Genomic DNA, 25,150 nt, shown 5'->3' on the forward strand with positions numbered 1-25,150 from the left:
GTTCCGGGCTATTAGCGGTTTTGTGCTTCTATTCAAGGAAATAGTTGGTTGTTTTAGAGGGAAATCGACAAAAAATGGAGAATTACTCATGAAGCAGTCTATTAACTCTATTACCGAGGAACTAAGGATATGGATGAACGCACTGTTTTAATCGTTACAGATAAAGGCGATCAAACTAAGGATATTGCTAAGTACACCGTTTTGGAAAACGGAGTGGAAATTCAATTTAAGAGCAGGCTGGAACCATACACGTATTCCACATCTAAAGTTAGTATTAAACGTAATCCCATACCAATAGATATTCGCGATCATAGGGTGCTGTATAGGGGAATGCCTCTTCGAAATGTGCAGGAGATGGTTGATTTTGAAGGAGTTATTAAAGTTTTTTTCGGAGATAAACATACACAAATTTATGATTCTGCTTTAATTCGGCTGGAGCACGCAGACGGCGATAACAATAAAATAGGGGAGCTCATGGAGTACTGGGCGGAAATTGCGCAACATGTTAAGACCGATGACGAACCGGAAACGTTCTTAAAGAAACAATATTCCAAACTAAATGCTATTCATCCCGAAAGCGTATTGGCAGCTTATATGAACCAAACCCTTTCTACGCAATCTAACCGAAGCTCTATTCCCGCCATTTTTCCGTTTCGATTTAATTTGAGTCAAATGCAGGCGCTGGAACAAGCGCTTCTCAGCAAGATTTCAATAATTGAAGGTCCTCCTGGTACAGGCAAAACACAAACCATTTTAAATATTTTAGCGAATGCCGCGATTATGCAAAATAAATCGGTAGCCGTCGTTTCCGGCAATAATGCCGCCGTGCAAAATGTAAAAGATAAGCTGCAGAAGTACGGATACGACTTCATCGCGGCATCGCTCGGCAAAAAAGAAAATAAACAAGCGTTTTTTAGGAATTTGCCCGAATATCGCGTAACAGAATGGAAAAGCGAAATTCAAGTTGAACAACTGACAGAGACCGTTCGCGACTTGTCCGAACGGCTTAAGCGACTGTTGGGACTAGCTAATCGCAAGGCCAAACTTGATCAGGACATCGCAGCCTATCGTCTGGAGCAAAAGCACTTCCATATACATAATCGTTCGCAGGATTTGGATGGAATAAAGCGGCTGTTTCTTCGGCGCCAAACTCCCGATACTATAATCGCTTTTCTAGCGGACGAGTATTTTACGGGAAATCGTTCGTTGCGGTTTTTTCATAAAGCCAACTTGCTTTTCAAGTATGGATTTTTTGATTTTAAAAAGCTGAAAGAAAGCCGTCTTGAATGGATTACAAAACTGCAAATGAAGTATTACGAGTCAAAATTGGCCGAATTGGAGCAGGAGAGCAGCGATATACAGATGGAGCTGGATCGATACTCCTTTTCTGACTTGTTGGATCGGCATGAATCGTATTCCTCAGCTCTGTTTAAGCACAAGCTGCACCACAAATATGAAGGCAAAACGACTTATCAAGGAAGTATGGGAAGCTATATTAGAGACTTCGACGAGTTTATCGAAAGCTTTCCAATAATGCTTAGTACGACGCATTCCTTGCGTTCTTGCATTCCTGAAGACTTTCTTTTTGATTATGTAATTATCGATGAAGCTTCTCAAGTAGATCTTCTGACGGGTGTACTTGCCTTATCTTGCTGCAAGCAGGTCATCGTAGTAGGAGACACTAAGCAATTGCCGCAAATTGTAGATGAAAAGATCCAAAGTAAGCTAGTAAATAGGCCTTCCAATGAAACGTACAATTATTTTAAGCATAGCTTGCTCTCTTCCATGCTTGCGATCTATGGTGAGAATGTTCCCCGTGTGATGTTAAAGGAGCATTACAGATGTCATCCTACCATCATTGGGTTTTGCAACAGTCAGTATTACAAGGGAGATTTAATTCCGTTTACGCCTGAAAAGGAGGCGGATATCCCGATCAGATTGCATTACACAGCTATTGGCAACCATATGAGAAGAGTGACCGTGAAGGGCAAAGAAGGAAAGTTTAATCATAGAGAGATTGATGCGATTAAAGAAGAAATTCTGGAAGAGCTTAGACTGGTCGATGTCCCGATGGAACATATTGGCTTCACAACTCCTTATCGTTTGCAGGTGGAAGAGGCTTCCTTGATTTTAGACCATAAAATTGAAATCGATACCGTTCATAGATATCAAGGGCGTGAGAAACCTATCATGATTCTTTCTACTGTTCTGGACCGAACGAGAAATGGCCAGATCGGGAAAAAATTTGTTGAAAACTCATGTCTGGTCAATGTCGCCGTCTCTAGAGCCCAGAACCAATTTATTCTAGTAACTGACCATGCTCTGTTTCGAAATTCCCGCAAAGATATTGGCAATTTAATACGATATATTGAATACAACAGCCTGCATGAGCATATCACCAGCAGCGAATTAATTTCCGTGTTTGACTTGTTATATTCAGAATACTCGGCAAAGCTTAATCAGTTGCAAAGTCGATTAGTTTCAAAATCGAGATATAAGTCTGAAAATATTATGTGGCGCGTACTAACAGACTTGCTAAGCGAAGAAAAGTACAAGTCCGTCTTTTTTGGCACACAAGTGTATCTAAAAGATTTGTTTAACAATGAAATTCGTTTCCGCGAGTCTCTCAATGAACAAGAGGAATCGTATATACGAAATAGAGCGTCATTTGATTTCGTTATATATGATGCCATTAATAAGCAGCCTCTGCTTGCGATTGAGGTGGATGGCTTTGCTTCTCATAGGAATAACCCGGATCAACCTAAACGGGATTTAATGAAAGACAGCATTTGTACAAAATATCATTTACCCTTATTAAGACTTCCCACAACCGGTTCAGATGAAATTACAAAAATTAGGAATGCGCTGGAACAAGTTCTGTAAATCAGTGTCGATTAGGTTTACCCCGGTACGATCATAACTCCGAGTCCTAGCGCCGCGCCTAGAGCCATGCCCGCATTCCTGGTCAGCGCGATCATTCCTCCAATTGAGCCTGCGTGCTCTATCGGAGCCTTTTGCATCATGTAGCTGTTGTTCGGTGCGGCGATGAGACCCATTCCCATGCCGATTATTGCTAGAATACCGATAATGATCACGATAGGTAACGAATCGGGGAAAAAGGAAAAGACCGAGAGCCCTGCTCCCATGCATACGAACCCCGCAAACATAAAGGCTCTCGAACCGTAACGATCGGATAGGTGTCCGGCAAACGGTCCCGATAATGCTAAAGCCGCCGGATAAGCGATCATAATCTTTCCTGCGGTTATCGGAGAGATATCGGCAACGCCGGACAAATAAAAGGGCATGGCGACCAGCACGGCATTGGCAACGGCAAAAGAGGCGCAACTAATAATTAAGCCAAAGGACACTGCCGGAATACGGAACACCTTGAGCGGCAAGAAGGGGGCGGCCTGACGCGACTCTCGCAACAGAAGCAAGCGGAAAGCTGTGAAAGCTGCGACGAATAGAACGATCATTTCGACGGACAGCCATCCCCATGCCGCTGCGTTCGATAGGCCGAATAGGACAGAGCCGATTACAGCCGCAAACAATACCATTCCTGCAGCATCAAGGGGCACCGATTTTCTCTGTTGCCCGTGAGCCGGAACATAGCGCCATGCCAACCCTGTTGCCAAGAAGGCGATGGGAACATGAATCCAGAACAGCCAGTGCCAACTAAGCCGCTCCGCGATAAAGCCGCCTGCGACCGGCCCGGTCATTCCCCCGAGGGCGACCGCGGTGCTGACGATGCCGAGTGCCCGGCCTCGGTTTTCCTTCGGCATATGAAGGGCGATCAGCGCAATATTGGTAGCTTGGAACATGGCAGCGCCAACGGCCTGAACCATCCTGAAAATAAGCAGGACGAGCATATTGGGAGAGAATGCGATCAGCACGGAGCTGACGGCGAACAACGCGAATCCGGCATTGTGAACCGAACGATGACCATAGCGATCGCCCAATTTACCCATCACCGGAAGCAGGGAAACGATAACGAGCAAGTAGCCGGTAGTTAGCCATTGCATCGATTCCAGACTCGTTTCAAAAACCTTTGTCATATGAGGAAGCGAAACGTTAACGATGCCCGCTGTAAAATGGGATATAAAAGCGCCTAAGCAAATGGCAGTCATCATTAGAAAAGAATGCTTCTGCACGTTCATCACCAACTGACTTTCATATAGTATAGTTTCTAAACTAATGGACAAAAAATTATTTTTGCAAAAACTCGTTTAATTTTTCAATGCATGTCTCGAAAATCTCGATTTCCTGGCGGCTTAGCCGGGAACGAAGCTGGTCGTAAAACTGAAGATGAACTTCTTCGTGAGCCGTATAAGCCTCCTTCCCTTTTTCGGTAAGTGAAATCAATACTGCCCTCGAATCATGGGGGTATGAGGAACGAGTTACCAGCTGTTTGGTTTCCAGACGGACGACAAGCTGCGAGACCGCGCCTTTCGTCACTTCTAGGCGGGCGGCGAGCTCGCTCATAAGAATCTTTTCCTCGTAGCCGATTGCCACAATCGTATGAATCTCGCTTGGCGTTAACGATCCGGCTGCTCCGAACGTTTGAGGATGACGTTCGAGCCTCCGGAGCTGCATAATTAATCGGCCAAGGTTTCGGCTCCCCTTACTTGCAGGGGGAGAATGTGAAGGGGGTGTTGTATCCATGACATTAGTTTAGATTCTAAACATATTAGTTGTCAAGAAGCGGTAACGACCGTCCTGCGAATTAATGACCGAAATGACAAAAATGATGACAGAACCTCACTGGCAGGGGCTCGCTTTCTTCCTTACGCTAAAGGAAGCGAAGACAAAAGGAGTCTGTTCCGGCATGCCCGTGGCTTCATTCCGGCCTGTCGCCCGCCGCACGCGTTGGGTAACAGGCTGCTTTGTCGCTTAAGGCGCGGAAAACGGGCCGCTGTGATAATGCCCCCTATTGTAGGCGGGTAAAGGAGGTTTGCGTTGATGTTGAAAAGCAAGTTTGGATTCGGTACAAACAGCAAGCAAAGAATAGGAGCGGCGAGGAAGCCGAGGCGCGTCTGGAAGAGCGGGTTGGCCTCGCTTCTCGCGGCGGTAATTGTAACCGGAGGGCTGGAGCAGTTAGCCTATGCGGAACCTGTTCAGGCTAGAGGCGTTGACCCGTCGCTGCTCGAATTGTTGGATAAGCTTGGGATGGGAGAAGATCAACCGTCTGTCGGCGACGATGTGTATGGCGAAGAGAAGGGACGACTATCCTTCACCAATGCCGTCTACGGGCTGCCGACAAAGATAAGTTCGGCTCCGGAAGGAGCGCCTGGCACGGGAGACAGCAAGTCGGCGTCTATAAGCGGTGACGGGCGCTATGTCGCGTATGCATCGGTCTCTTCCAATCTGGTCGCCGGCGACACCAATGGCAAGCAAGATATATTCCTGCTCGACCGCACGAGCGGAACGACCAAACGGATTAGCCTCGCGGCCGGAGGCGTTCAGGCGGACGGCGACAGCTACGCGCCGTTCGTCAGCCTTGACGGCTCTATGGTCCTGTTCACGTCGAAGGCGACGAATTTGACAAGCGGAGATACAAACCGGAACGAGGACTTGTTCCTCTATGACGACAAGCTTGGCGCCGTTCAGCGGCTTGCCGAGTATGTCCCGGGGTCTGAGTTCGCCGGAGCGGGCAGCTCGTACCAGATCAGTGCAGACGGGCGATACGTCGCTTATGCGGGCAAGACCAGCAGCCAAGGCACGTGCGATATATGGCTTTTGGACCGCAGGCCGAATACGCTGACCGGCAAGCCGGACGCTGCGAAGCTGATCGTCAGGCAAAAATACATTTACGAGAATTTCCGGTCCAGACTGTCGATTAGCGCGGACGGCCGTTTCGTCGCTTTCGACTCCTTGTCCCCGGATGTTACGCCGGACGACATTGTGCCGAACAACTCGCCCAAGTACCGCGACGTGTACTTGTACGATGCGGCGAAAGACGAGATGACGAAGGTCAGCCGAGGACCGGACGGCAAAGGCGGCAACAACAACAGCTACTATCCGGCCATTAGCGCGGACGGGCAATATGTCGCTTACTTATCCAAGGCGAGCAACATTGTTGCGGCGGATACGAAGAGCTCTCAGGATCTCTATGTTTACAATCGTCTGAACCGTACGACGGAGCTGGCGAGCGTGGACAGCGGCGGTGTCCAGCCGGGCGTCGACGTATACGATCCGTCGATCAGCGCGGACGGGAGCTACGTCTCCTTCCACACGGACGGCGCTTTCGATCCGGCCGATGCCGGGCGGACCGACGTTTATATCCGCGACCGAAAGGCGGGCGAGACGCGCTGGATCAGCAAGACAGCCGGCGGCGCGAACGCCGATCAACCGGCAGACAGGGCGACGCTGAGCGCCGATGCAGGTACGATTGTGTTCGAGACGAAAGCGACGAATATGGGGTCTTCGTCCGATCCGGATTCTTTCATCGATATTTATGCCGCAGCGTTGCCGTCAGGCGCGTCTGCGCCGATTTGGCCTGAGGAGGCCGTCGTGACGGCAGCATCTGGTGCCGCCTATGTGTCGTTAAGCTGGCCCGAAGTCGACGGAGCCGCGTACTACAAGGTGATGCAGGACGATCGGGTCGTAGGCATCGTGACAGGCGCATCGTTCGCGGCGGAAGGACTGAAGCCGGGGACGGAGCACCGTTATCGAATCGCTGCGGGCAGCTCCGGATACGCTTGGTCGGGATGGTCGGCAGAAGCGACCGCAACGACATTGGCGGCGCCCGAGACGACGGCACCGGGGCGGACGACGGCGAATGCCGCGGGTGTTCTCGGAGGCGCCCAAGTTTCGTGGGTCTACCCGTCCGATCCGGATGTCGTCGGAGCGAAGGTGTTTTGGCGGAAGACGTTCGGAGCGGCTCAATTCGGGCCGACGCGCGAATCCGTTCTGTACCCGAAAAGCGTCGCAAGCGCACTGGTCCCGAATTTGGAAAACGGCCAATTTTATGAGTTCGCCGTTGCGATCGTGGACGGCGACGGCAACCGCAGCGTCAGCGAGTGGGTTAGGATCAAGCTGCCCGCCGGCCCGGCGATCGTGCGTTTGGACGTTCGCGCTTCGGACGGCAGGCCGGCCGGAAGCGATACTCCCCGTATCGCGGACATTAGCGGCGACGGGCGGTATACGTTGTTTCTGACGGAAGCTCAAGGGATTGTTCCAGGCGACGACAGCGTCAATCCCGGCGATTCGTACACTCCCACGACGGATCTGTACCTATTCGATGCCGAGCTTGGCGCAACGCAGCTAATCAGCCGGACTCCGGGGGGCAAATCTGCCAATAGCAATTCAAACGGCGGATCGATCAGCGATGACGGGAGATGGATCGTATTCGGGTCCCGCGCTTCGAATCTGACGGAGACGGCGGATACGAACGGGAAGTGGGACGTTTTCCTCTATAATCGGGACGTGAACGGCAACGGCGTCTACGACGAGGAAGACGATACTTCCTTGACGAAGATAAGCACTCCTCTGGCAAACAACGGCCAAGCGAACGGAGACAGCTCGGGGCCTGTTATTAGCGCCGACGGCAGCACTATCATTTTCAGCACGAATGCCGTCAATTTGGTGAATGAGCCGCCGGCGGGCAACGACTATTACAATATAATCCTCGGCACGGAGTCCAGAGAGCTGAAGCCTTTGCTGTTGCCGGACGGCAGATCGCCCGGAGCGAGCAGCGACTCCATCGACTTGAGCGCCGACGGAAAGACGATCGCATTCAACAGCCACAAGTCGTTCGTGCCCGAGGACACGGGGAGTTCCGACTTCGACGTCTATTGGTACGATTGGCACGATCCGAATGCGACGAAGCTCGTCTGGTTATCGGGCCTCATCGAAAATCGCAAATACTCCGGAACAGTGAAGGTTGACAGCTCCGGACGTTATGCCGTCTTTAATATTACTTTGCAAAACAATTCCTATATGTCCTACGTTTTCGACAGCGCCGCACCGGCCGGAACGGTGCCCGAGCCGCTCATGACCGTGCCTGCCAGCAGTCCGATGACGCTGGACTATATAACCTCGCACAGCATAAGCGGCGACGGCCGGTATGTTCTATTTTCCTCTCAAGGGAAAAACATCGTGCCGGGCGATACGGACAATGTGACGAACCTGTTCGTGCGGGATCGGTTGGAGCAAAAGACGGCGATGGTCAGCTTGCCCTACGATCCGTCGATAAAAATAATGGTTTATTCGTCGGACGGCATGCTCAGCCGCGACGGCACGCGCTTCGCCTTCAGATCGTCGATGATGAATATGGTCAGCGGCAGCGAGCGGTCCAAAATGGGGCTGTATGTCCAGCGGATCGCCGTGACCGAGCCTTCCGCAAGCTGGCGGCGGGCAGCTCGCTGACCGCCTCCGATATCGGCAAAACCAGCGTCAAGCTGACATGGACTCCGGCCGAACGCGCCGCTGGAGGCTACAAAATTTTCGGCGGACCTGCCGTCATCGATGTTCCGGCGGGCGCAACGGAGGCTGTCGTAACCGGACTTGCGTCGGACACCGCCTACACGTTCACCGTACAGGCGGCATCCGCAAGCGGCGTCTGGACGACGGACGGACCCGGCGCCCCTGTTCATACGCAAGCGGGCGAAGGTTTGGCCGATCTGACGTTGACTGTTCAGGGCTCGCAGGTGAAGCTCGTCTGGGGCGATCCGCCAGCCGGATCGGGCACGGTCTCGGCGTTGCGTATTTTGCGAAAGCTGGGGACGGGGGACTGGCAGACGCTCGCGACTGTTGCGGACGCTGCGGCGCGCAGCTACACCGATCTGTCCGCAGCGCCGGGCAAAACGTATTCATATGTCATTCGAGGAGTGGACGGCAACGGGCAGCCATTTCCGTATTCCGTCGAGAAGACGGTCGATATCGGCGGCTTTGCCATCTCTTCCTTCAACTACACGATGCCGTTCTATTTCCGGCAGCATGCCGGTCAGGGCGACAAGGTGAAGCTGACGCTGCTGGCTTCCGCCGGGGCTGCGGCCAAGGCCGAACTCGCCTATCTGGATGTCAACGGCGTTAACCGGACGCTGCAGTCGGCTCTTGTCGAAGCTGCGGAGACCGGGGTATACAAAGGCGAGCTCGCTGTGCCCGAGGCTGCGGCCAAGCTGCTGTCGCTTAAGGGGTATATCGAAGAGGATGGACAGACGGCAGAGGCCGAAGCTTTGCGCGAGCCTATCCTTGTCGGCGGAACGGTCGACGTCGAGCTGACGGGCGCGCTGGATCTACCGAACGACAGCTTGCTGACTATTTATAGCAAATCTGTTCATGCGTATCAGAGCGCGACGCTAAAGGGAATGCGAAGCGTTACCCTGAAAGGGTTGCCCGCAGCGGACGATTATACGCTGACGCTTAGCGGAGCGGGCGGCATCGATCTGTTCGATGATGTGCCGGTTCCCCCGGTGCGGATCGTCGCAGGCGGCCATCAGCTCGTCAGCGCCGAGCCGCTGCTTCCGGCACGCGTAAACGTGGCGATCTATAATCCGTCGGGAACCGCGCCCGATGTGCATGTCATCGTCACCGATGAGGAAGGGCATCCGCTCGCATCGGGGATCACTGCCTTGAACGGCAATCTCAGTTTTCCGGCGTTCAAAAAGATGGTAGGCAAAAAGGCGATTATCCGTGCTGCGCCGAAGGATCCGAAATTTGCTTCGCTGGAGCAGACCGTAACGCTGGCCAGCGGGCTGAACCGGTTGGACCTTAGGCTGACGCTAAAGACGGACGCTACGCTGACCGGGACGGTTACGGATAAAGACGGCAAGCCGGTGAAGGACGCGACGGTTCAGGTTTGGTACCAAGGGAATTATTATAAGGCGCAGTCGGATACGACCGGTCGATACACGTTGGGCGTTCCGGCAGGGAACGTATACGCGCAAGCGATAGTAGCCGGCGCATTCGCTTCGTCGGCTATAACGGTCGCGACGGTCAGCGGCCAGACAAAGACGGTCGACATCCGCTATACCCGGCAAATACCTTCCATTTTCGAGGTTAAGCTTTATACCGAGACGGAAAACGGAAGCTGGATCGGACCGTACGAGCTGGATTGGCGCGAGATGGTGCACTTTCATATTACAAGCTCGGCCAGTTTGCTGGGCAGTTCGAATCCGCTGCTCGTTGACGCGGCGGCCGGACAATCGGTTAAAATTTGCGCGAACGGCATAGAAGGCGGTTACGGAAAAGCATGCACGGAAGTGACAATCGGAGACAAGCTCAAGTATGAAGCGGTGCTCCGGCTTTCGTATTTGAATACGAAAGCGGTCGGTCAATTGGCGGAGACGCCGGCAAGCGTATATTTGTATCGGCTGGACAATGGCGCGAACAAAACGTACGTAGAGAGCCGGACGGCTTATACCGGCAGCCTGGTGCTCAAGTTGCCGGGGCGGGAACGTATGAATTGAAGGTGAACGCGCCGGGCGGTAAAACGCTGACTCGTACATTTATCGCGCAAGAAGGCGAAACGGTCAATTTGGGCGGGCTGTCCGCCGGCGAGTCGGGCGCGTTTGCCGGCCGGCCGGGCAACAGCGTGCTGCTTGGCACGAGCAACCCGGCTCCCGGCACCATGCTTCGGGTAAGCGCATCCTATTCGAACTATCTCTCAACATCTCTGAGCGGCGGGGTTTTGGTTCTCGATGTTCCGGCCGATGCCGAGCTTGTGCCGGGCAGCGTAGTCTGGAACGGCCAGCCGGTTACGCCGGCGCTTGCGGACGGCCGTTATATCGTTTCGCTGGGGACAATCGGAAGCAGAGCAATCGGCTCACTGCAATATTTGGTTCGCGTGGCGGATGAACCGATCTCGGAGTCGCTTGATATATCCCCGCGCATCCGGTATCAATCGAGCGGCAAGCCGGTTGAGGAAGAGATCGGATTCGCGCGGGCGGCCGTTGCACGGTTGACGATGACGGCGCCGCGGCGAACGGCATACCGCAGGTTCCACGTGACGGGCACCGCGCCCGCGGGCAGCAAGGCAGCGGTATATGCCGGCGATCGGGTCGTCGGAACGGCAGAGACGGCTCCGAACGGCCGCTGGTCGACGTCCGTCGAGATCGATGGCGAAGGCCATACGGCTGTATGGCAGCTTCGCGCCGAGGCGAGTCTCGGGGAGCAGCGCTGGAGCAGCGCATGGTCCTCCGTCCAATATGACGAGAATACGGCAGAGCCGATCGAGTTCACGTTGAGGCAGCCGGATGGACGGACGATACGGCTGGATCCGAGAGAAGGCGAAATCCGGTTTCCGTATGTGTTCGCTCCCGGCTTGCCTTTTATCGCGACGTTGAAGTTTAACCGTCCGGAGCTGGCCCGCGATGTCGCCTTTTATATCGGAGAGACTCGCGTCCCGGCCAGTCTCAAGGACGGCGTCTTTCAAGCGGTGATTAACGCGGTGTCGCCGGGAGCGATCGGCATCGACTACAGTACCCGGGAATCCGGGGAGAGCATCGGAGGGACGCCGCCGCCAGCGGCGGAAATAAGGGAGCAGTTGCCTCCCGCATTCAGGGATGCGCGCCAGGAGGATCTCTACATCTCCCCTAGGGAAGGAGGGGATCGCAAGCAGTCGATGGCTTACACCGGATTGTTGACTGGCGCGAAGAGCGATGCCAGAGTCCGTGTCAGCGCTGCGCTTGAACGGACGACGTATGCCCCGAACGCCAACGATTTGGCATTGGAGAAGGAGACGGGCGTGCCGCTGTACGGATTCCGAATGAATCAATCGTTCTCGGACGGTGTGCTTCGTATCGAGCTGACGGGATATTTGCCGGCCGATCAGTTCTCTGCGGGATTGGATGCGCAGAAGGCGCTGGCGCTAATGTCAGCAGGAGCGCAGACGCATTCGTATGCGGAGCTGCTGTCCGGCGTGTCCGGAGCCGCGAAAAAGCCTGCGCCGGTCAAGGCGTTGAACGCAGCGATCGGCGTCGTAGCCGCCCGTGTCGGTTTGGCCTTCGAGTCCGCCGCCGGACAGAATACGTGGAAAGCGATCGACGCCGCCTACAGCATCTATGACGGCAGGGGAAGCGGCGATACGCTCACGGATTTGGAATACCTGATGGACAAAGTGTCGAGATATTGCGATCCTTATCTGGTTCCGGCTTACCTTGATCATATTAACTTTTTGAAAAACCATCTTATTGCTGTTGAATTAACGAAGGCCGGCATTATGGTGGCCGGGGCTGTCGCCGGTCCGGCCACATTCGGAATAGGCACCATTGCGCTGTTCATTGCCAGCAATGCGATCGGCAAAGTGCTGGACGCTCAGCTTGCGGGATGGATAACCAAATTGAACGACGATATTAATCAAACGTGCAAAGTGCCGAAGAAGCCGAACAAAAAAATAGCCGATCCCGAATGGATTTACGATCCTAGCGGCTACGTGTACGAGGTGACGGAGGACGATCGGATCGAAGGTGTCAAGGCGACTGCGCTGCGTTGGAATGCGGCGGCAAGCCAGTGGGAAGTCTGGGATTCGGACTGGTACGGGCAGGAGAACCCGCTCTATACGGATGCGGATGGCAGATATGCCTGGGACGTGCCGGAGGGCAAGTGGAAGGTGCTCTATGAGAAAGAGGGCTATCTCCCTGCCGAGAGCGAAGAGCTGACGGTGCTGCCGCCGCACTTCGACGTCAATATTCCTATGGTTTCGATACTGCCGGCGAAGCCGGTCAAAGTCGAGACTGCGCCGGGCGGAAGCTATATCGACATTCTGTTCGACCGGCCGATCAAGGGCGATACGGTATCGGGCACGCTGTTTGCGGTCGTCGACCCCGAGACGAATACCGACGCAGCCGGCGTATGGACGCTCGTCGATCCAGTGAGCGCGGGCGGCGGGGATGCCTCGAAGCGTGTCCGGTTCACCCCGTCGGCCGCACTGGCGAACGGCCATACGTATACGGTTATCGTGGATGGCGCCGTGCAGAGCTATGCGGGCGTTCCGATGGGTGAGGTCTATGAGACCGAGGTGAAAATAACGGAATCGGATACGATACCTCCCGCGCCTGCTGTCGAGATGACGACGGAGGCGGACAACAACGAGGCGTTGATCTCATGGAAGCTCCAGGGCGACCCTGATCTCGCTAAAGTTGTCGTCGTATACAAGGCGCAAGGGGCTGCGGGGGAAGGAACGGCGATAGAGGTTCCTGCGGATCGGAAGTTTGTCCTGCTGGAAGGGTTGAGCGGCAGTACGACCTACGAGATTGAAGTTCGTACGTATGACGCGGCTGGCAACTACAGCTCTGCGAAGGCGACGGCAGTAACGGGGGCGCAGCAGCAAGCGCAAGCCGATATTACGCCGCCGGGGCCGGTTGTCGCAGCAGGTGCTGTCACGACTGGCGATACGACTGTGAAAGTCGCCTGGCAAGACCCGGCAGACAGCGATCTGTCCGCCGTTAAGCTGCAGTGGGCGAAGAAAGGCGAGGCGTTCGCGCTTGAACCGGTTGCTGTGACCAAAGGCAAGGGCAATTATACGGTGAGCGGATTGTTGCCTTCTACGGCGTATGAGGTTCGGATTTGGACAGTCGATATCGCGGGCAACTCCTCTCCGCAGCAGTCGTTGTTCGTGACGACGAAGGCTCCGAGCAGCGGCAATCCCGGTTCCGGCAACACCGGAGGCGAACAGCAGCAGCCTGAACGCGACGACTCGACGGAAAACGCGGATTTGGGCGAAGCCGGAGGCGAGCTGAGCTTCTTCGAGGGCAAGCTGAAGCTGCGGCTGCCGGGAAGCGGAAGCACGGCGGGTACGGCGAAGAAGGTGACGGTCTCGAAGGCCGGGAAGGGGACAGCGCCAACCGATTCGCATTTGCGGGAGGTTTCCGAAGCTTATGGCTGGAAGCTCGATACGGGAGGCAAGCCGTCCTCGCCGATCAAGCTGACGATGACGTACGATGCCGCGCAATTGAAGGGCGCGGATGTTCGCAAGCTGGGACTGTACCGTCGGGATGCGGCGGATAAAGGAAAATGGATCTACGAGGGCGGCGTCGCAGACGGCTCGGCCGGAACGGTCTCGGCAGAGGTGACGGAGCCTGGCGTCTATGCCGTGCTGATCGCGGAATACGCATTCAGCGATCTGACCGGCCATTGGAGCCGCAGCGATGTCGAAGCGCTGGCGGCCCGGCATATCGTCTCTGGCCGTCCGGACGGCACATTCCGTCCGAACGGCAAAGTGACAAGGGCCGAATTCGTGAAGATGCTCTTGCCGCTGATCTCTGGCGGGGCAGAATCGGATTCCGCAGTTGTCGCGTTCTCGGATGTTCCGCAGGATGCCTGGTTTGCGGAAGCGGTCGCCCAGGCGGCAGCGGCCGGCATTGTGCAAGGCTCTGGCGGCAAATTCCGTCCGAACGATCCGGTCACGCGGGAGGAGATGGCGGTCATGCTCTTCCGCGTCCTGGGCGCAGACCCGGAGATCAAGCTGAATGCGGCAACGCTGCTTGGCGAATACCAGGATGGCGCGAATGTATCCGGTTGGGCAAGGCTGCAAGTCGCCTACGTCGTACAGAACGGGTTGCTGAAAGGCAGCGGAGGCAAGCTGAATCCGGGTGCGACCGCTACACGCGCCGAATCTGCGGCCGTCGTGCTCCGCACACTGGATGCGCTCGGTCTGGTGATCCAAAGAAAATAGAAGGACAGGAACATAAAACACCTCCGGCCAATATGCGGCCCGGAGGTGTTTTGCGGTTCTTCCTTGACGATTTTTTTGCGTTGCAATTTTTTTTTTTGCAAGCCGCAAGTCATTAATGGATAGGGCTGGGAGCGAACGTTCCATGCGACTGAGTCCAAATGTTTATTTTTTGTTTAGAGCGCTTTGGTATACTTTGGAACTACATCCATCGATTCGGGGTAGTTCGACAAAATCGGATTTTTCTTATTTATCCTTTTTCTCTATTTTATTCTATAATATGATATATTTAATAAACAAATAGACTTATTGATATTTAACAATTTAGTCTATTGGAACTATTAACCCATATGGTTCATATGGTTCATTTGAAAGGGGGTGTAATTATACTGACGCTTCTGCGGTCTCAAGATGCAGACGATGAATTCCTATTCGAGATTTATGCAAGCTCAAGGCTTGACGAATTTGCGAATTTGGGCTGGCCCGAGCAAGAATTGAACCGTTTTCTTCGCATGCAGTATGAGATGCAGAAAATTTCTTATCAAGCGCGCTATCCCGATGCTTGTTATGAGATCGTTGCCGATCAAGGCAGGCGTGTAGGGCGAATGCTTACGGCAAATACGGAGGAAGCCGTCGTATTGGTCGACGTGGCGCTGCTTCCCCTTGCTCGCGGCCAAGGCATAGGAAGCCTTCTAATAAGAGAATTGCAGCGGAAGGCGGCTTCTGCTAATAAACCCATTCGATTGAATGTCTTGGCGGATAATCCTGCGCGGCGTCTTTATGCGCGTCTTGGATTTCGTGAAACCGGACATCAATTTCCCTATATAGCAATGGAGTGGAATTCGAATGGAGTCGACACAGCTTAAGGGGGATCGTTTTACAACCAGACAGGTGATTTATTAATGAGAGGAGTCTATCAATGAGCGATCAATATGTTGGTGAAATTCGGATATTTTCCGGCAATTACGCGCCCCAAGGGTGGGCAATGTGCAATGGACAACTCCTTCCGGTAAGCGGAAATGAATTGTTGTTCGCAGTGATAGGGGCGAAGTACGGCGGAGACGGCAAAACAACCTTCGCTTTGCCGGATTTGCGCGGGCGGCTCCCTATACATATGAGCAGTGCTTATGCTTTTGCTTCCAAAGGAGGTACGGAAACGGTAACTTTGGATCTCGCGGCTCTTCCGGCTCATACGCACGTTGTAAACGCGAATTCGTTGCCGGGTACGAGCGACAGTCCTAGCAATGCTTTCTGGGCGGGAAGTACGTTGAATCAATATTCGACAGCAGGCTCGAACGGAACGATGGATTCGCTAACCGTCAGTTCGGCGGGCGGCAATCAAGCGCACAATAATGTTATGCCGTACTCCGTGTTAACGTTCATTATCGCGCTGCAGGGCATTTATCCCCAACATAGTAGCTAAGGAGGAGTTAACGATGGCAGAACCGTTTCTTGGAGAGGTTCGTTTGCTTGCATTTAATTATCCGCCCCAGGGCTGGGTTCAGTGCAATGGTCAACTTTTGAGTATTTCACAAAATCAGGCTCTTTTTACTTTGCTGGGTAATTCTTATGGGGGAGACGGCAAAACAACGTTTGCTGTTCCGAACTTGCAGGGCAGCGTGCCCGTCCAAACGAATAACGCGAGCGTTGTGGGGGCGGCAGGGGGAGAGGCGGCACATACGCTTACGATTAATGAAATGCCGGCTCACACCCACGAAGCAACGGGCGGTGCGGATGCCACTTCAGCTACCCCGTTAGGAAATGCGTGGGGAACGCAGTCCGCAGCTCCAGCGGTTACTTCTTATGAGCCAACTGCGAATACTACGATGAATTCGAATGCGCTTCAGTCCATGGGGGCGAGTCAGCCGCATTCCAATATGCAGCCTTATCTGGTTATAAATTATTGTATAGCGGTTGAGGGATATTACCCTCCAAAACCAAACTAACTACAGGGAGCGAGGACAAACAATGGACCCTTATGTAGGAGAAATTCGTATTTTCGCTGGAAAATATGCGCCGAACGGCTGGGCTTTGTGCGATGGATCATTGTTGCCCGTTCAAAGCAACCAAGCTCTTTTTTCCATTCTAGGCAAAACATATGGCGGAGACGGCAGAACAACTTTTGGAGTTCCGGACCTCCGCGGTACGGCTCCTATGCATCAAGGCACTGGCCCCGGCTTGACGCCGCGTCCATATGCCACGAGCGGCGGGCAGAACACGGTTACGCTGTTAGAATCGCAGATTCCTAATCATACTCATGTTCCTCTCATTCAAACTACAGCTAGCCAAAGCTCGGCAGCCCAGGCGATATGGGCAACCTCTCCGGGCAGCTCGAAGACGGCGAGAAAAATATATTCGAATAATGTCGATACTCCGATGAATCCGATGGCTATTTCACCGACCGGCGGCAATCAGGCTCATAATAACCTTCAGCCCTATTTGACAATGAACTTCATTATTTCGCTAGAGGGCGTATATCCACTTAAACCTTAATGATTGATCGGGGGCATTCGGATTTGTTATCGGATGCCCTTCTTTCCTATGAAAGCCGCTGCGAGTTGATACTTCGAGAATTCCGGTTTTCTTACATACCGTGGAGTCATACATAGGATGAATGAAAGATTAGACGTTTGGAGGAAAAGAGATGAGCAGATCAATAGGCAGGTCTATTTCGCTTCTATTGGCGGTTGTTCTCGTTTTGGGAGGCGCTTTTGCCGGACTTCCGGGCAAAGCGAGCGCAGCGGCAGTTAACACGGATTTCAGCGGCACGTTGACCAATTCGACAACGTTTGTCAGGCCGGTTATGCCTGGGGATGTTGCTAACGAACAAGGCAGTCCAAACACGGGGGATTATTTTAGCCGAACGTGGTTCTATGCTTCCAATCAATGGACAAGCGGAGCAGTGACTGTAACGCATTCAAACGGGACAGGCAATTATACACGCAATTATTTGCTTGCCAGCATCGTCCCATCCATAACGGGAAGCTACACGCTCAGCTCGATTTCAGCAGCGATTGCCGATTCCGATACGACGATGTATCTTTATCAGGGCGGTTTTGATCGTTTAAGCCCCTACCAAAATCTAGTAGTAGGCAATGATGATATTGATACTGATGGAGCAAACTATCTATCTTCAATTAATTCGGTAACTTTGACAGCGGGAACGACTTATTTCATAGTTGTAACGAGTTTTGATGTAGGCATTACAGGCAATGTTAATTTTCGAGTGTCGGGTCCGGGAAGCGTATCGGCATCCGCGATTGATCCGGGAGCCGTGACAGCGAATGCGGCCAACAACAGTGTCAATGCGAGTCCCGGCACAGTAACGGCCGGAGGTGCCGTGACGCTGACTGCCGTCGGCGACAGACAAGCCTCTGCAGGATCCAAGAACGGGGACGAGCGTTATATTCCGACAAGCTGGACGTCTACGGAGTCGGGAATGACAGGGACGTTCAGCTTAAGCGGCGGGAATTATACCTCCACCTATACGACAGGAACGGCAGGAAGCTACACGGTAACAGCTACTTTCACCAAGCAAACATGGAATGGCAGCTCGTGGGTGAACAGCAGTGCGACGAACACGAAGACGGCAAGCGTAACTGCTACGGGGGGCTGACAAATGCGGCAGCACCTGTGATCGGCACGCAGCCGACGAACAAAACCGTTAACGTAGGCGAGGCCGCAACGCTGACCGTTGCTGCGACCGCGAGCGACAGCGGAACGATCAGCTACCAGTGGTACAGCAATACGAGCGACAGCAACTCCGGCGGCACGCCGATCAGCAGTGCGGACAGCGCAACGTATGCTGCACCGACGGATACGGCGGGCACATTCTACTATTATGCGGTCGTCAAGAACACGAACAACGCCGCTACGGGCACGAAGACGGCGACGATTGCGAGCAATGCCGTTACCGTTACGGTCAACGCGCTGACGAACGCGGCTGCGCCAACTATCGGCACGCAACCGACGAACAAAACCGTTAACGTAGGCGAGGCCGCAACGCTGACCGTTGCTGCGACCGCGAGCGACAGCGGAACGATCAGCTACCAGTGGTACAGCAATACGAGCGACAGCAACTCCGGCGGCACGCCGATCAGCGGCGCGGACAGCGCAACGTATGCTGCACCGACGGATACGGCGGGTACATTCTACTATTATGCAGTCGTCAAGAACACGAACAACGCCGCTACGGGCACGAAGACGGCGACGATTGCGAGCAATGCCGTTACCGTTACGGTCAACGCGCTGACGAATGCGGCTGCGCCAACTATCGGCACGCAGCCGACGAACAAAACCGTTAACGTAGGCGAGGCCGCAACGCTGACCGTTGCTGCAACCGCGAGCGACAGCGGAACGATCAGCTACCAGTGGTACAGCAATACGAGCGACAGCAACTCCGGCGGCACGCCGATCAGCGGCGCGGACAGCGCAACGTATGCTGCACCGACGGATACGGCGGGCACATTCTACTATTATGCAGTCGTCAAGAACACGAACAACGCCGCTACGGGCACGAAGACGGCGACGATTGCGAGCAATGCCGTTACCGTTACGGTCAACGCGCTGACGAATGCGGCTGCGCCAACTATCGGCACGCAGCCGACGAACAAAACCGTTAACGTAGGCGAGGCCGCAACGCTGACCGTTGCTGCGACCGCGAGCGACAGCGGAACGATCAGCTACCAGTGGTACAGCAATACGAGCGACAGCAACTCCGGCGGCACGCCGATCAGCGGCGCGGACAGCGCAACGTATGCTGCACCGACGGATACGGCAGGCACATTCTACTATTATGCAGTCGTCAAGAACACGAACAACGCCGCTACGGGCACGAAGACGGCGACGATTGCGAGCAATGCCGTTACCGTTACGGTCAACGCGCTGACGAACGCGGCTGCGCCAACTATCGGCACGCAGCCGACGAACAAAACCGTTAACGTAGGCGAGGCCGCAACGCTGACCGTTGCTGCGACCGCGAGCGACAGCGGAGCGATCAGCTACCAGTGGTACAGCAATACGAGCGACAGCAACTCCGGCGGCACGCCGATCAGCGGCGCGGACAGCGCAACGTATGCTGCACCGACGGATACGGCGGGCACATTCTACTATTATGCAGTCGTCAAGAACACGAACAACGCCGCTACGGGCACGAAGACGGCGACGATTGCGAGCAATGCCGTTACCGTTACGGTCAACGCGCTGACGAATGCGGCTACGCCAACTATCGGCACGCAGCCGACGAACAAAACCGTTAACGTAGGCGAGGCCGCAACGCTGACCGTTGCTGCGACCGCGAGCGACAGCGGAGCGATCAGCTACCAGTGGTACAGCAATACGAGCGACAGCAACTCCGGCGGCACGCCGATCAGCGGCGCGGACAGCGCAACGTATGCTGCACCGACGGATACGGCGGGTACATTCTACTATTATGCAGTCGTCAAGAACACGAACAACGCCGCTACGGGCACGAAGACGGCGACGATTGCGAGCAATGCCGTTACCGTTACGGTCAACGCGCTGACGAATGCGGCTGCGCCAACTATCGGCACGCAACCGACGAACAAAACCGTTAACGTAGGCGAGGCTGCAACGCTGACCGTTGCTGCGACCGCGAGCGACAGCGGAACGATCAGCTACCAGTGGTACAGCAATACGAGCGACAGCAACTCCGGCGGCACGCCGATCAGCGGCGCGGACAGCGCAACGTATGCTGCACCGACGGATACGGCGGGCACATTCTACTATTATGCAGTCGTCAAGAACACGAACAACGCCGCTACGGGCACGAAGACGGCGACGATTGCGAGCAATGCCGTTACCGTTACGGTCAACGCGCTGACGAATGCGGCTGCGCCAACTATCGGCACGCAGCCGACGAGCAAAACCGTTAACGTAGGCGAGGCCGCAACGCTGACCGTTGCTGCGACCGCGAGCGACAGCGGAACGATCAGCTACCAGTGGTACAGCAATACGAGCGACAGCAACTCCGGCGGCACGCCGATCAGCGGCGCGGACAGCGCAACGTATGCTGCACCGACGGATACGGCGGGTACATTCTACTATTATGCAGTCGTCAAGAACACGAACAACGCCGCTACGGGCACGAAGACGGCGACGATTGCGAGCAATGCCGTTACCGTTACGGTCAACGCGCTGACGAATGCGGCTGCGCCAACTATCGGCACGCAGCCGACGAACAAAACCGTTAACGTAGGCGAGGCCGCAACGCTGACCGTTGCTGCGACCGCGAGCGACAGCGGAACGATCAGCTACCAGTGGTACAGCAATACGAGCGACAGCAACTCCGGCGGCACGCCGATCAGCGGCGCGGACAGCGCAACGTATGCTGCACCGACGGATACGGCGGGCACATTCTACTATTATGCAGTCGTCAAGAACACGAACAACGCCGCTACGGGCACGAAGACGGCGACGATTGCGAGCAATGCCGTTACCGTTACGGTCAACGCGCTGACGAATGCGGCTGCGCCAACTATCGGCACGCAGCCGACGAGCAAAACCGTTAACGTAGGCGAGGCTGCAACGCTGACCGTTGCTGCGACCGCGAGCGACAGCGGAACGATCAGCTACCAGTGGTACAGCAATACGAGCGACAGCAACTCCGGCGGCACGCTAATTGACGAAGCTGAAAGCGCGTCGTATAGTGCTCCGACCGGGACGGCGGGCACATTCTACTATTATGCGGTCGTCAAGAACACGAACAACGCCGCTACGGGCACGAAGACGGCGACGATTGCGAGCAATGCCGTTACCGTTACGGTCAACGCGCTGACGAATGCGGCTACGCCAACTATCGGCACGCAACCGACGAACAAAACCGTTAACGTAGGCGAGGCCGCAACGCTGACCGTTGCTGCGACCGCGAGCGACAGCGGAGCGATCAGCTACCAGTGGTACAGCAATACGAGCGACAGCAACTCCGGCGGCACGCCGATCAGCGGTGCGGACAGCGCAACGTATGCTGCACCGACGGATACGGCGGGCACATTCTACTATTATGCAGTCGTCAAGAACACGAACAACGCCGCTACGGGCACGAAGACGGCGACGATTGCGAGCAATGCCGTTACCGTTACGGTCAACGCGCTGACGAATGCGGCTACGCCAACTATCGGCACGCAACCGACGAACAAAACCGTTAACGTAGGCGAGGCCGCAACGCTGACCGTTGCTGCGACCGCGAGCGACAGCGGAGCGATCAGCTACCAGTGGTACAGCAATACGAGCGACAGCAACTCCGGCGGCACGCCGATCAGCGGCGCGGACAGCGCAACGTATGCTGCACCGACGGATACGGCGGGTACATTCTACTATTATGCAGTCGTCAAGAACACGAACAACGCCGCTACGGGCACGAAGACGGCGACGATTGCGAGCAATGCCGTTACCGTTACGGTCAACGCGCTGACGAATGCGGCTGCGCCAACTATCGGCACGCAGCCGACGAACAAAACCGTTAACGTAGGCGAGGCTGCAACGCTGACCGTTGCTGCGACTGCGAGCGACAGCGGAGCGATCAGCTACCAGTGGTACAGCAATACGAGCGACAGCAACTCCGGCGGCACGCCGATCAGCGGCGCGGACAGCGCAACGTATGCTGCACCGACGGATACGGCGGGCACATTCTACTATTATGCAGTCGTCAAGAACACGAACAACGCCGCTACGGGCACGAAGACGGCGACGATTGCGAGCAATGCCGTTACCGTTACGGTCAACGCGCTGACGAATGCGGCTGCGCCAACTATCGGCACGCAGCCGACGAGCAAAACCGTTAACGTAGGCGAGGCTGCAACGCTGACCGTTGCTGCGACCGCGAGCGACAGCGGAACGATCAGCTACCAGTGGTACAGCAATACGAGCGACAGCAACTCCGGCGGCACGCCGATCAGCGGCGCGGACAGCGCAACGTATGCTGCACCGACGGATACGGCGGGCACATTCTACTATTATGCGGTCGTCAAGAACACGAACAACGCCGCCACAGGGACGAAGACGGCGACGGTTACCAGCAACGCGGTTGCGGTCGCTGTAACGATCGCGCCTACGTACTCGATTGCCGCCATTGCAAACCAAACCGCAACCCCGTTGCAGCAAGGCTATGCAGCCGGTACGCAACAAACGAAAACGATCACAGTAACGAATACCGGAACAGGAAATCTCGGCCATATGTCGGCAGCGCTAAGCGGCGCTCATAGCAATGCTTTCGAATTGACACAGCCGTCTGCCACCGTGAATAGCCTTTCATCGTCCACTTTTACGATTAGAGCGAAAAACGGCTTGGCTCCGGGTACTTACACCGTAACTGTCACTATCTCGGCGGACTTCATGACGAATGTCACCTTTACGGTCACGCAAGTCGTCAGCAGGACTTACGTTCCGGAATCTCCGCAAAATCCGGAAGTATCCGCCAGCGTAGATGTGCTAGTTAATGGAAAAGCGGAAAACGCAGGCAAAGCGACGACGACTACGGTGAATAATCAACAGGTAACGACAATCGCAATCGACCCCCAGAAGCTGGATGAAAAGCTTGCGGCAGAAGGTCAGCACGCTGTCGTAACGATTCCTGTCGGCATCGATTCGGACGTCATCGTTGGTGAATTGAACGGACAAATGATTAAAAACATGGAAGGCAAGGAAGCTACCTTGGAGCTCAAGGTTGATCGTGCGACCTACACTTTGCCTGCACAACAAATCAATATCGACGCTTTATCCGCTCAATTGGGTGAATCCATCGCTCTACAAGATATTAAAGTGCGGATCGAAATTGCGAGTCCTACGGCAGGCACTGTGAAGACGGTCGAAGATGCGGCAAACAAAGGAAAATTTGCCCTTGTCGCGCCATCGGTCGATTTTACGGTCAAAGCCGCTTACGGCAATAAGTCAGTCGAAGTAACGAGCTTCAACCTCTATGTGGAACGTACGATTGCCATACCTGACGGCGTCGATCCGAACAAAATTACGACCGGAATCGTCGTTGATCCGGATGGAACCGTACGTCACGTGCCGACCAAAATAGTTATTATCGATGGCAAATACTATGCGAAAATTAGCAGCTTGACCAACAGCACTTACTCCATTGTTTGGCATCCGTTGGAATTCAAGGATGTCGCCAATCATTGGTCCAAAGCGGCAGTGAACGACATGGGCTCCCGCATGGTCATCAGCGGAGTCGGCAACGATCTCTTTAACCCGGATCAAGATATTACTCGCGCCGAGTTTGCTGCCATTATCGTTAGAGGATTGGGGCTGAAGCTGGAAAAGGGGAATTCGCCATTCGCAGATGTGAAAGCTGCAGACTGGTACAGCAGCGCGATTCAGACGGCTTATTCTTACGGCCTTATCAATGGCTTCGACGATGGAACCTTCCGTCCGCTGGATAAGGTTACGAGGGAGCAAGCGATGCTGATCATTGCCAAAGCTATGAAAATTACAGCTTTGACAGACAAGCTTCCTTCCCAAGATGCAACCGCGCTGTTAAATTTGTTTGCAGACGGATCAAGCGTATCGAAGTGGGCTGTCAGCGGCATTGCCGACAGCGTGCAAGCCGGAATTTTCAAAGGCAGAAGCGGAGCTCAGCTTGCGCCGAAAGCTAACATTACTAGAGCAGAGGTTGCCGTTGTCGTGCAGCAGCTGCTTCAAAAGTCGGATTTGATCTAAGCGATATGTATCCGGCACAAGGGCTATTCCGCAAGCGGTCGCAAATACCGCTTGACGAGAATAGCCCTTTGTTTTTAGGAAACCCGAGTGGACGTTCATAGATTGACAAAACGGTTAATACTTATGTACACTTTATTTATTCTGACCATTCAGTATAAATAAAAATAACAAGGTGAAATCATGCCCAAGCTAGGAATGGAACCAAAGCGCCGAGCAGATGTCATAAACGCCACGTTAACCTGCATTAGCGTTCACGGGATTGATGGCATGACTTTGGATAAGGTTGCTGAGTACGCGAACTGCTCAAAGGGAGTCGTCACTTACTATTATAAGAACAAGGATAATCTGACGATTGAAGCCTTCAAGTCCTTTTTGGCCTATTACGGTCTAAAGATAGATTCAGAAATTGAAAACACAATGACAGCCGGGAATATGATTGACGTTACATTAAAACATATATTACCGCCATACCGTGATGACACGGAGAAGAGGGTTAATGTTTCGCAGCTTGACGGAATTGAAAAGATGTTTATTCCGCATGAAGATCAAGCAAAGCTCTTTTTGCAGTTCTTTTCAAAAGCCGTATTGGATCGCAATTTGCAGGAAGTCGTATCCAAGAGCTATTTGGCTGATCTACAGGGCATAGCAAAAATTTTTGATTACGGTAACAGGACGGGGCAGATGTCTGTAGAGGATTCGCAAAGCGCTGCATATGGGCTGCTAGCGATGGTAGTCGGTCTAAGCTTCTTTAGAGTAGCGAACATTCCGCCAATAAATGGCGAAGATAATCGATACATATGCGAGGATTATGTGAGCAGGTTTCTCGGTAGACGATAAGTACAAGCAAACGAGGAG

The 25,150-nt window shown here is 54.3% G+C and carries 13 protein-coding genes and 1 pseudogene; 12 read left to right on the forward strand and 2 right to left on the reverse strand.

What is annotated here, in order from left to right; genetic code table 11:
* Window positions 1–129 precede the first annotated feature (129 nt).
* The gene (locus D3H35_RS27275; protein WP_119152275.1) at window positions 130–2,883 is read left to right on the forward strand and encodes an AAA domain-containing protein; all 2,754 of its coding nucleotides are present in this window, start codon (window positions 130–132) and stop codon (window positions 2,881–2,883) included.
* Between the two features lie 17 nt (window positions 2,884–2,900).
* Here the strand turns inward: D3H35_RS27275 and D3H35_RS27280 are convergent, their stop codons facing one another.
* Together D3H35_RS27280 and D3H35_RS27285 are read right to left on the reverse strand one after the other, a co-directional pair.
* Window positions 2,901–4,157 (reverse strand): MFS transporter, encoded by a 1,257-nt coding sequence (locus D3H35_RS27280; protein WP_119152276.1) that lies wholly within the window; start codon window positions 4,155–4,157, stop codon window positions 2,901–2,903.
* Between the two features lie 49 nt (window positions 4,158–4,206).
* The gene (locus D3H35_RS27285; RefSeq protein WP_199728626.1) at window positions 4,207–4,593 is read right to left on the reverse strand and encodes a MarR family winged helix-turn-helix transcriptional regulator; all 387 of its coding nucleotides are present in this window, start codon (window positions 4,591–4,593) and stop codon (window positions 4,207–4,209) included.
* 366 nt (window positions 4,594–4,959) lie between these two features.
* Between D3H35_RS27285 and D3H35_RS33075 the strand changes: the two genes are divergently transcribed.
* The 11 genes and pseudogenes from D3H35_RS33075 (at window position 4,960) to D3H35_RS27340 (ending at window position 25,132) form a co-directional block, all read left to right on the forward strand.
* Window positions 4,960–8,367, forward strand: a complete 3,408-nt coding sequence (locus D3H35_RS33075) for a PD40 domain-containing protein (RefSeq protein ID WP_119152278.1) — start codon at window positions 4,960–4,962, stop codon at window positions 8,365–8,367.
* Between the two features lie 32 nt (window positions 8,368–8,399).
* Window positions 8,400–8,498, forward strand: a pseudogene (locus D3H35_RS35155) (hypothetical protein); the annotation flags it as partial.
* 114 nt (window positions 8,499–8,612) lie between these two features.
* On the forward strand, window positions 8,613–10,409 hold the full coding sequence (locus D3H35_RS27300) for a carboxypeptidase-like regulatory domain-containing protein (protein WP_119152279.1): 1,797 nt from the start codon (window positions 8,613–8,615) through the stop codon (window positions 10,407–10,409).
* A 2-nt stretch (window positions 10,410–10,411) separates the two neighbouring features.
* Window positions 10,412–14,614: an S-layer homology domain-containing protein gene (locus tag D3H35_RS27305; protein ID WP_233568193.1), complete on the forward strand. Its 4,203-nt coding sequence runs from the start codon at window positions 10,412–10,414 to the stop codon at window positions 14,612–14,614.
* A gap of 347 nt (window positions 14,615–14,961) precedes the next feature.
* Complete coding sequence (locus D3H35_RS27310; RefSeq protein ID WP_119152281.1) at window positions 14,962–15,477, forward strand: GNAT family N-acetyltransferase; 516 nt, start codon at window positions 14,962–14,964, stop codon at window positions 15,475–15,477.
* Between the two features lie 53 nt (window positions 15,478–15,530).
* Window positions 15,531–16,034 (forward strand): phage tail protein, encoded by a 504-nt coding sequence (locus tag D3H35_RS27315; protein ID WP_119152282.1) that lies wholly within the window; start codon window positions 15,531–15,533, stop codon window positions 16,032–16,034.
* A 13-nt stretch (window positions 16,035–16,047) separates the two neighbouring features.
* Window positions 16,048–16,557, forward strand: a complete 510-nt coding sequence (locus D3H35_RS27320) for a phage tail protein (protein WP_119152283.1) — start codon at window positions 16,048–16,050, stop codon at window positions 16,555–16,557.
* Between the two features lie 22 nt (window positions 16,558–16,579).
* A complete protein-coding gene (locus D3H35_RS27325; RefSeq protein ID WP_119152284.1) occupies window positions 16,580–17,104 on the forward strand; it encodes a phage tail protein in 525 nt (174 codons plus the stop codon).
* Window positions 17,105–17,255: 151 nt separating this feature from the next.
* Window positions 17,256–18,227: a hypothetical protein gene (locus D3H35_RS27330; protein WP_119152285.1), complete on the forward strand. Its 972-nt coding sequence runs from the start codon at window positions 17,256–17,258 to the stop codon at window positions 18,225–18,227.
* Window positions 18,167–24,295 carry an S-layer homology domain-containing protein gene (locus tag D3H35_RS33080; protein WP_233568190.1) on the forward strand — a complete coding sequence of 2,043 codons (6,129 nt, stop codon included), beginning with the start codon at window positions 18,167–18,169 and terminating at the stop codon, window positions 24,293–24,295. Before D3H35_RS27330 ends, D3H35_RS33080 begins: the two co-directional genes overlap by 61 nt.
* 180 nt (window positions 24,296–24,475) lie before the next feature.
* Window positions 24,476–25,132, forward strand: a complete 657-nt coding sequence (locus D3H35_RS27340) for a TetR/AcrR family transcriptional regulator (RefSeq protein ID WP_119152286.1) — start codon at window positions 24,476–24,478, stop codon at window positions 25,130–25,132.
* Window positions 25,133–25,150: the final 18 nt, after the last annotated feature.

Source organism: Cohnella faecalis (assembly GCF_003570905.1).
Taxonomy (GTDB): Bacteria; Bacillota; Bacilli; order Paenibacillales; family Paenibacillaceae; genus Cohnella; species Cohnella faecalis.

Bases quoted from the DNA above. Each gene is read 5' to 3' on its own strand.
- D3H35_RS33075 (WP_119152278.1), top strand. From the start codon at position 4,960: ATGTTGAAAAGCAAGTTTGGATTCGGTACAAACAGCAAGCAAAGAATA.
- D3H35_RS27315 (WP_119152282.1), top strand. From the start codon at position 15,531: ATGAGCGATCAATATGTTGGTGAAATTCGGATATTTTCCGGCAATTAC.
- D3H35_RS27275 (WP_119152275.1), top strand. From the start codon at position 130: ATGGATGAACGCACTGTTTTAATCGTTACAGATAAAGGCGATCAAACT.
- D3H35_RS27280 (WP_119152276.1), bottom strand. From the start codon at position 4,157: ATGAACGTGCAGAAGCATTCTTTTCTAATGATGACTGCCATTTGCTTA.
- D3H35_RS27285 (WP_199728626.1), bottom strand. From the start codon at position 4,593: ATGCAGCTCCGGAGGCTCGAACGTCATCCTCAAACGTTCGGAGCAGCC.
- D3H35_RS27325 (WP_119152284.1), top strand. From the start codon at position 16,580: ATGGACCCTTATGTAGGAGAAATTCGTATTTTCGCTGGAAAATATGCG.
- D3H35_RS27330 (WP_119152285.1), top strand. From the start codon at position 17,256: ATGAGCAGATCAATAGGCAGGTCTATTTCGCTTCTATTGGCGGTTGTT.
- D3H35_RS27310 (WP_119152281.1), top strand. From the start codon at position 14,962: ATGGTTCATATGGTTCATTTGAAAGGGGGTGTAATTATACTGACGCTT.
- D3H35_RS27320 (WP_119152283.1), top strand. From the start codon at position 16,048: ATGGCAGAACCGTTTCTTGGAGAGGTTCGTTTGCTTGCATTTAATTAT.
- D3H35_RS27340 (WP_119152286.1), top strand. From the start codon at position 24,476: ATGCCCAAGCTAGGAATGGAACCAAAGCGCCGAGCAGATGTCATAAAC.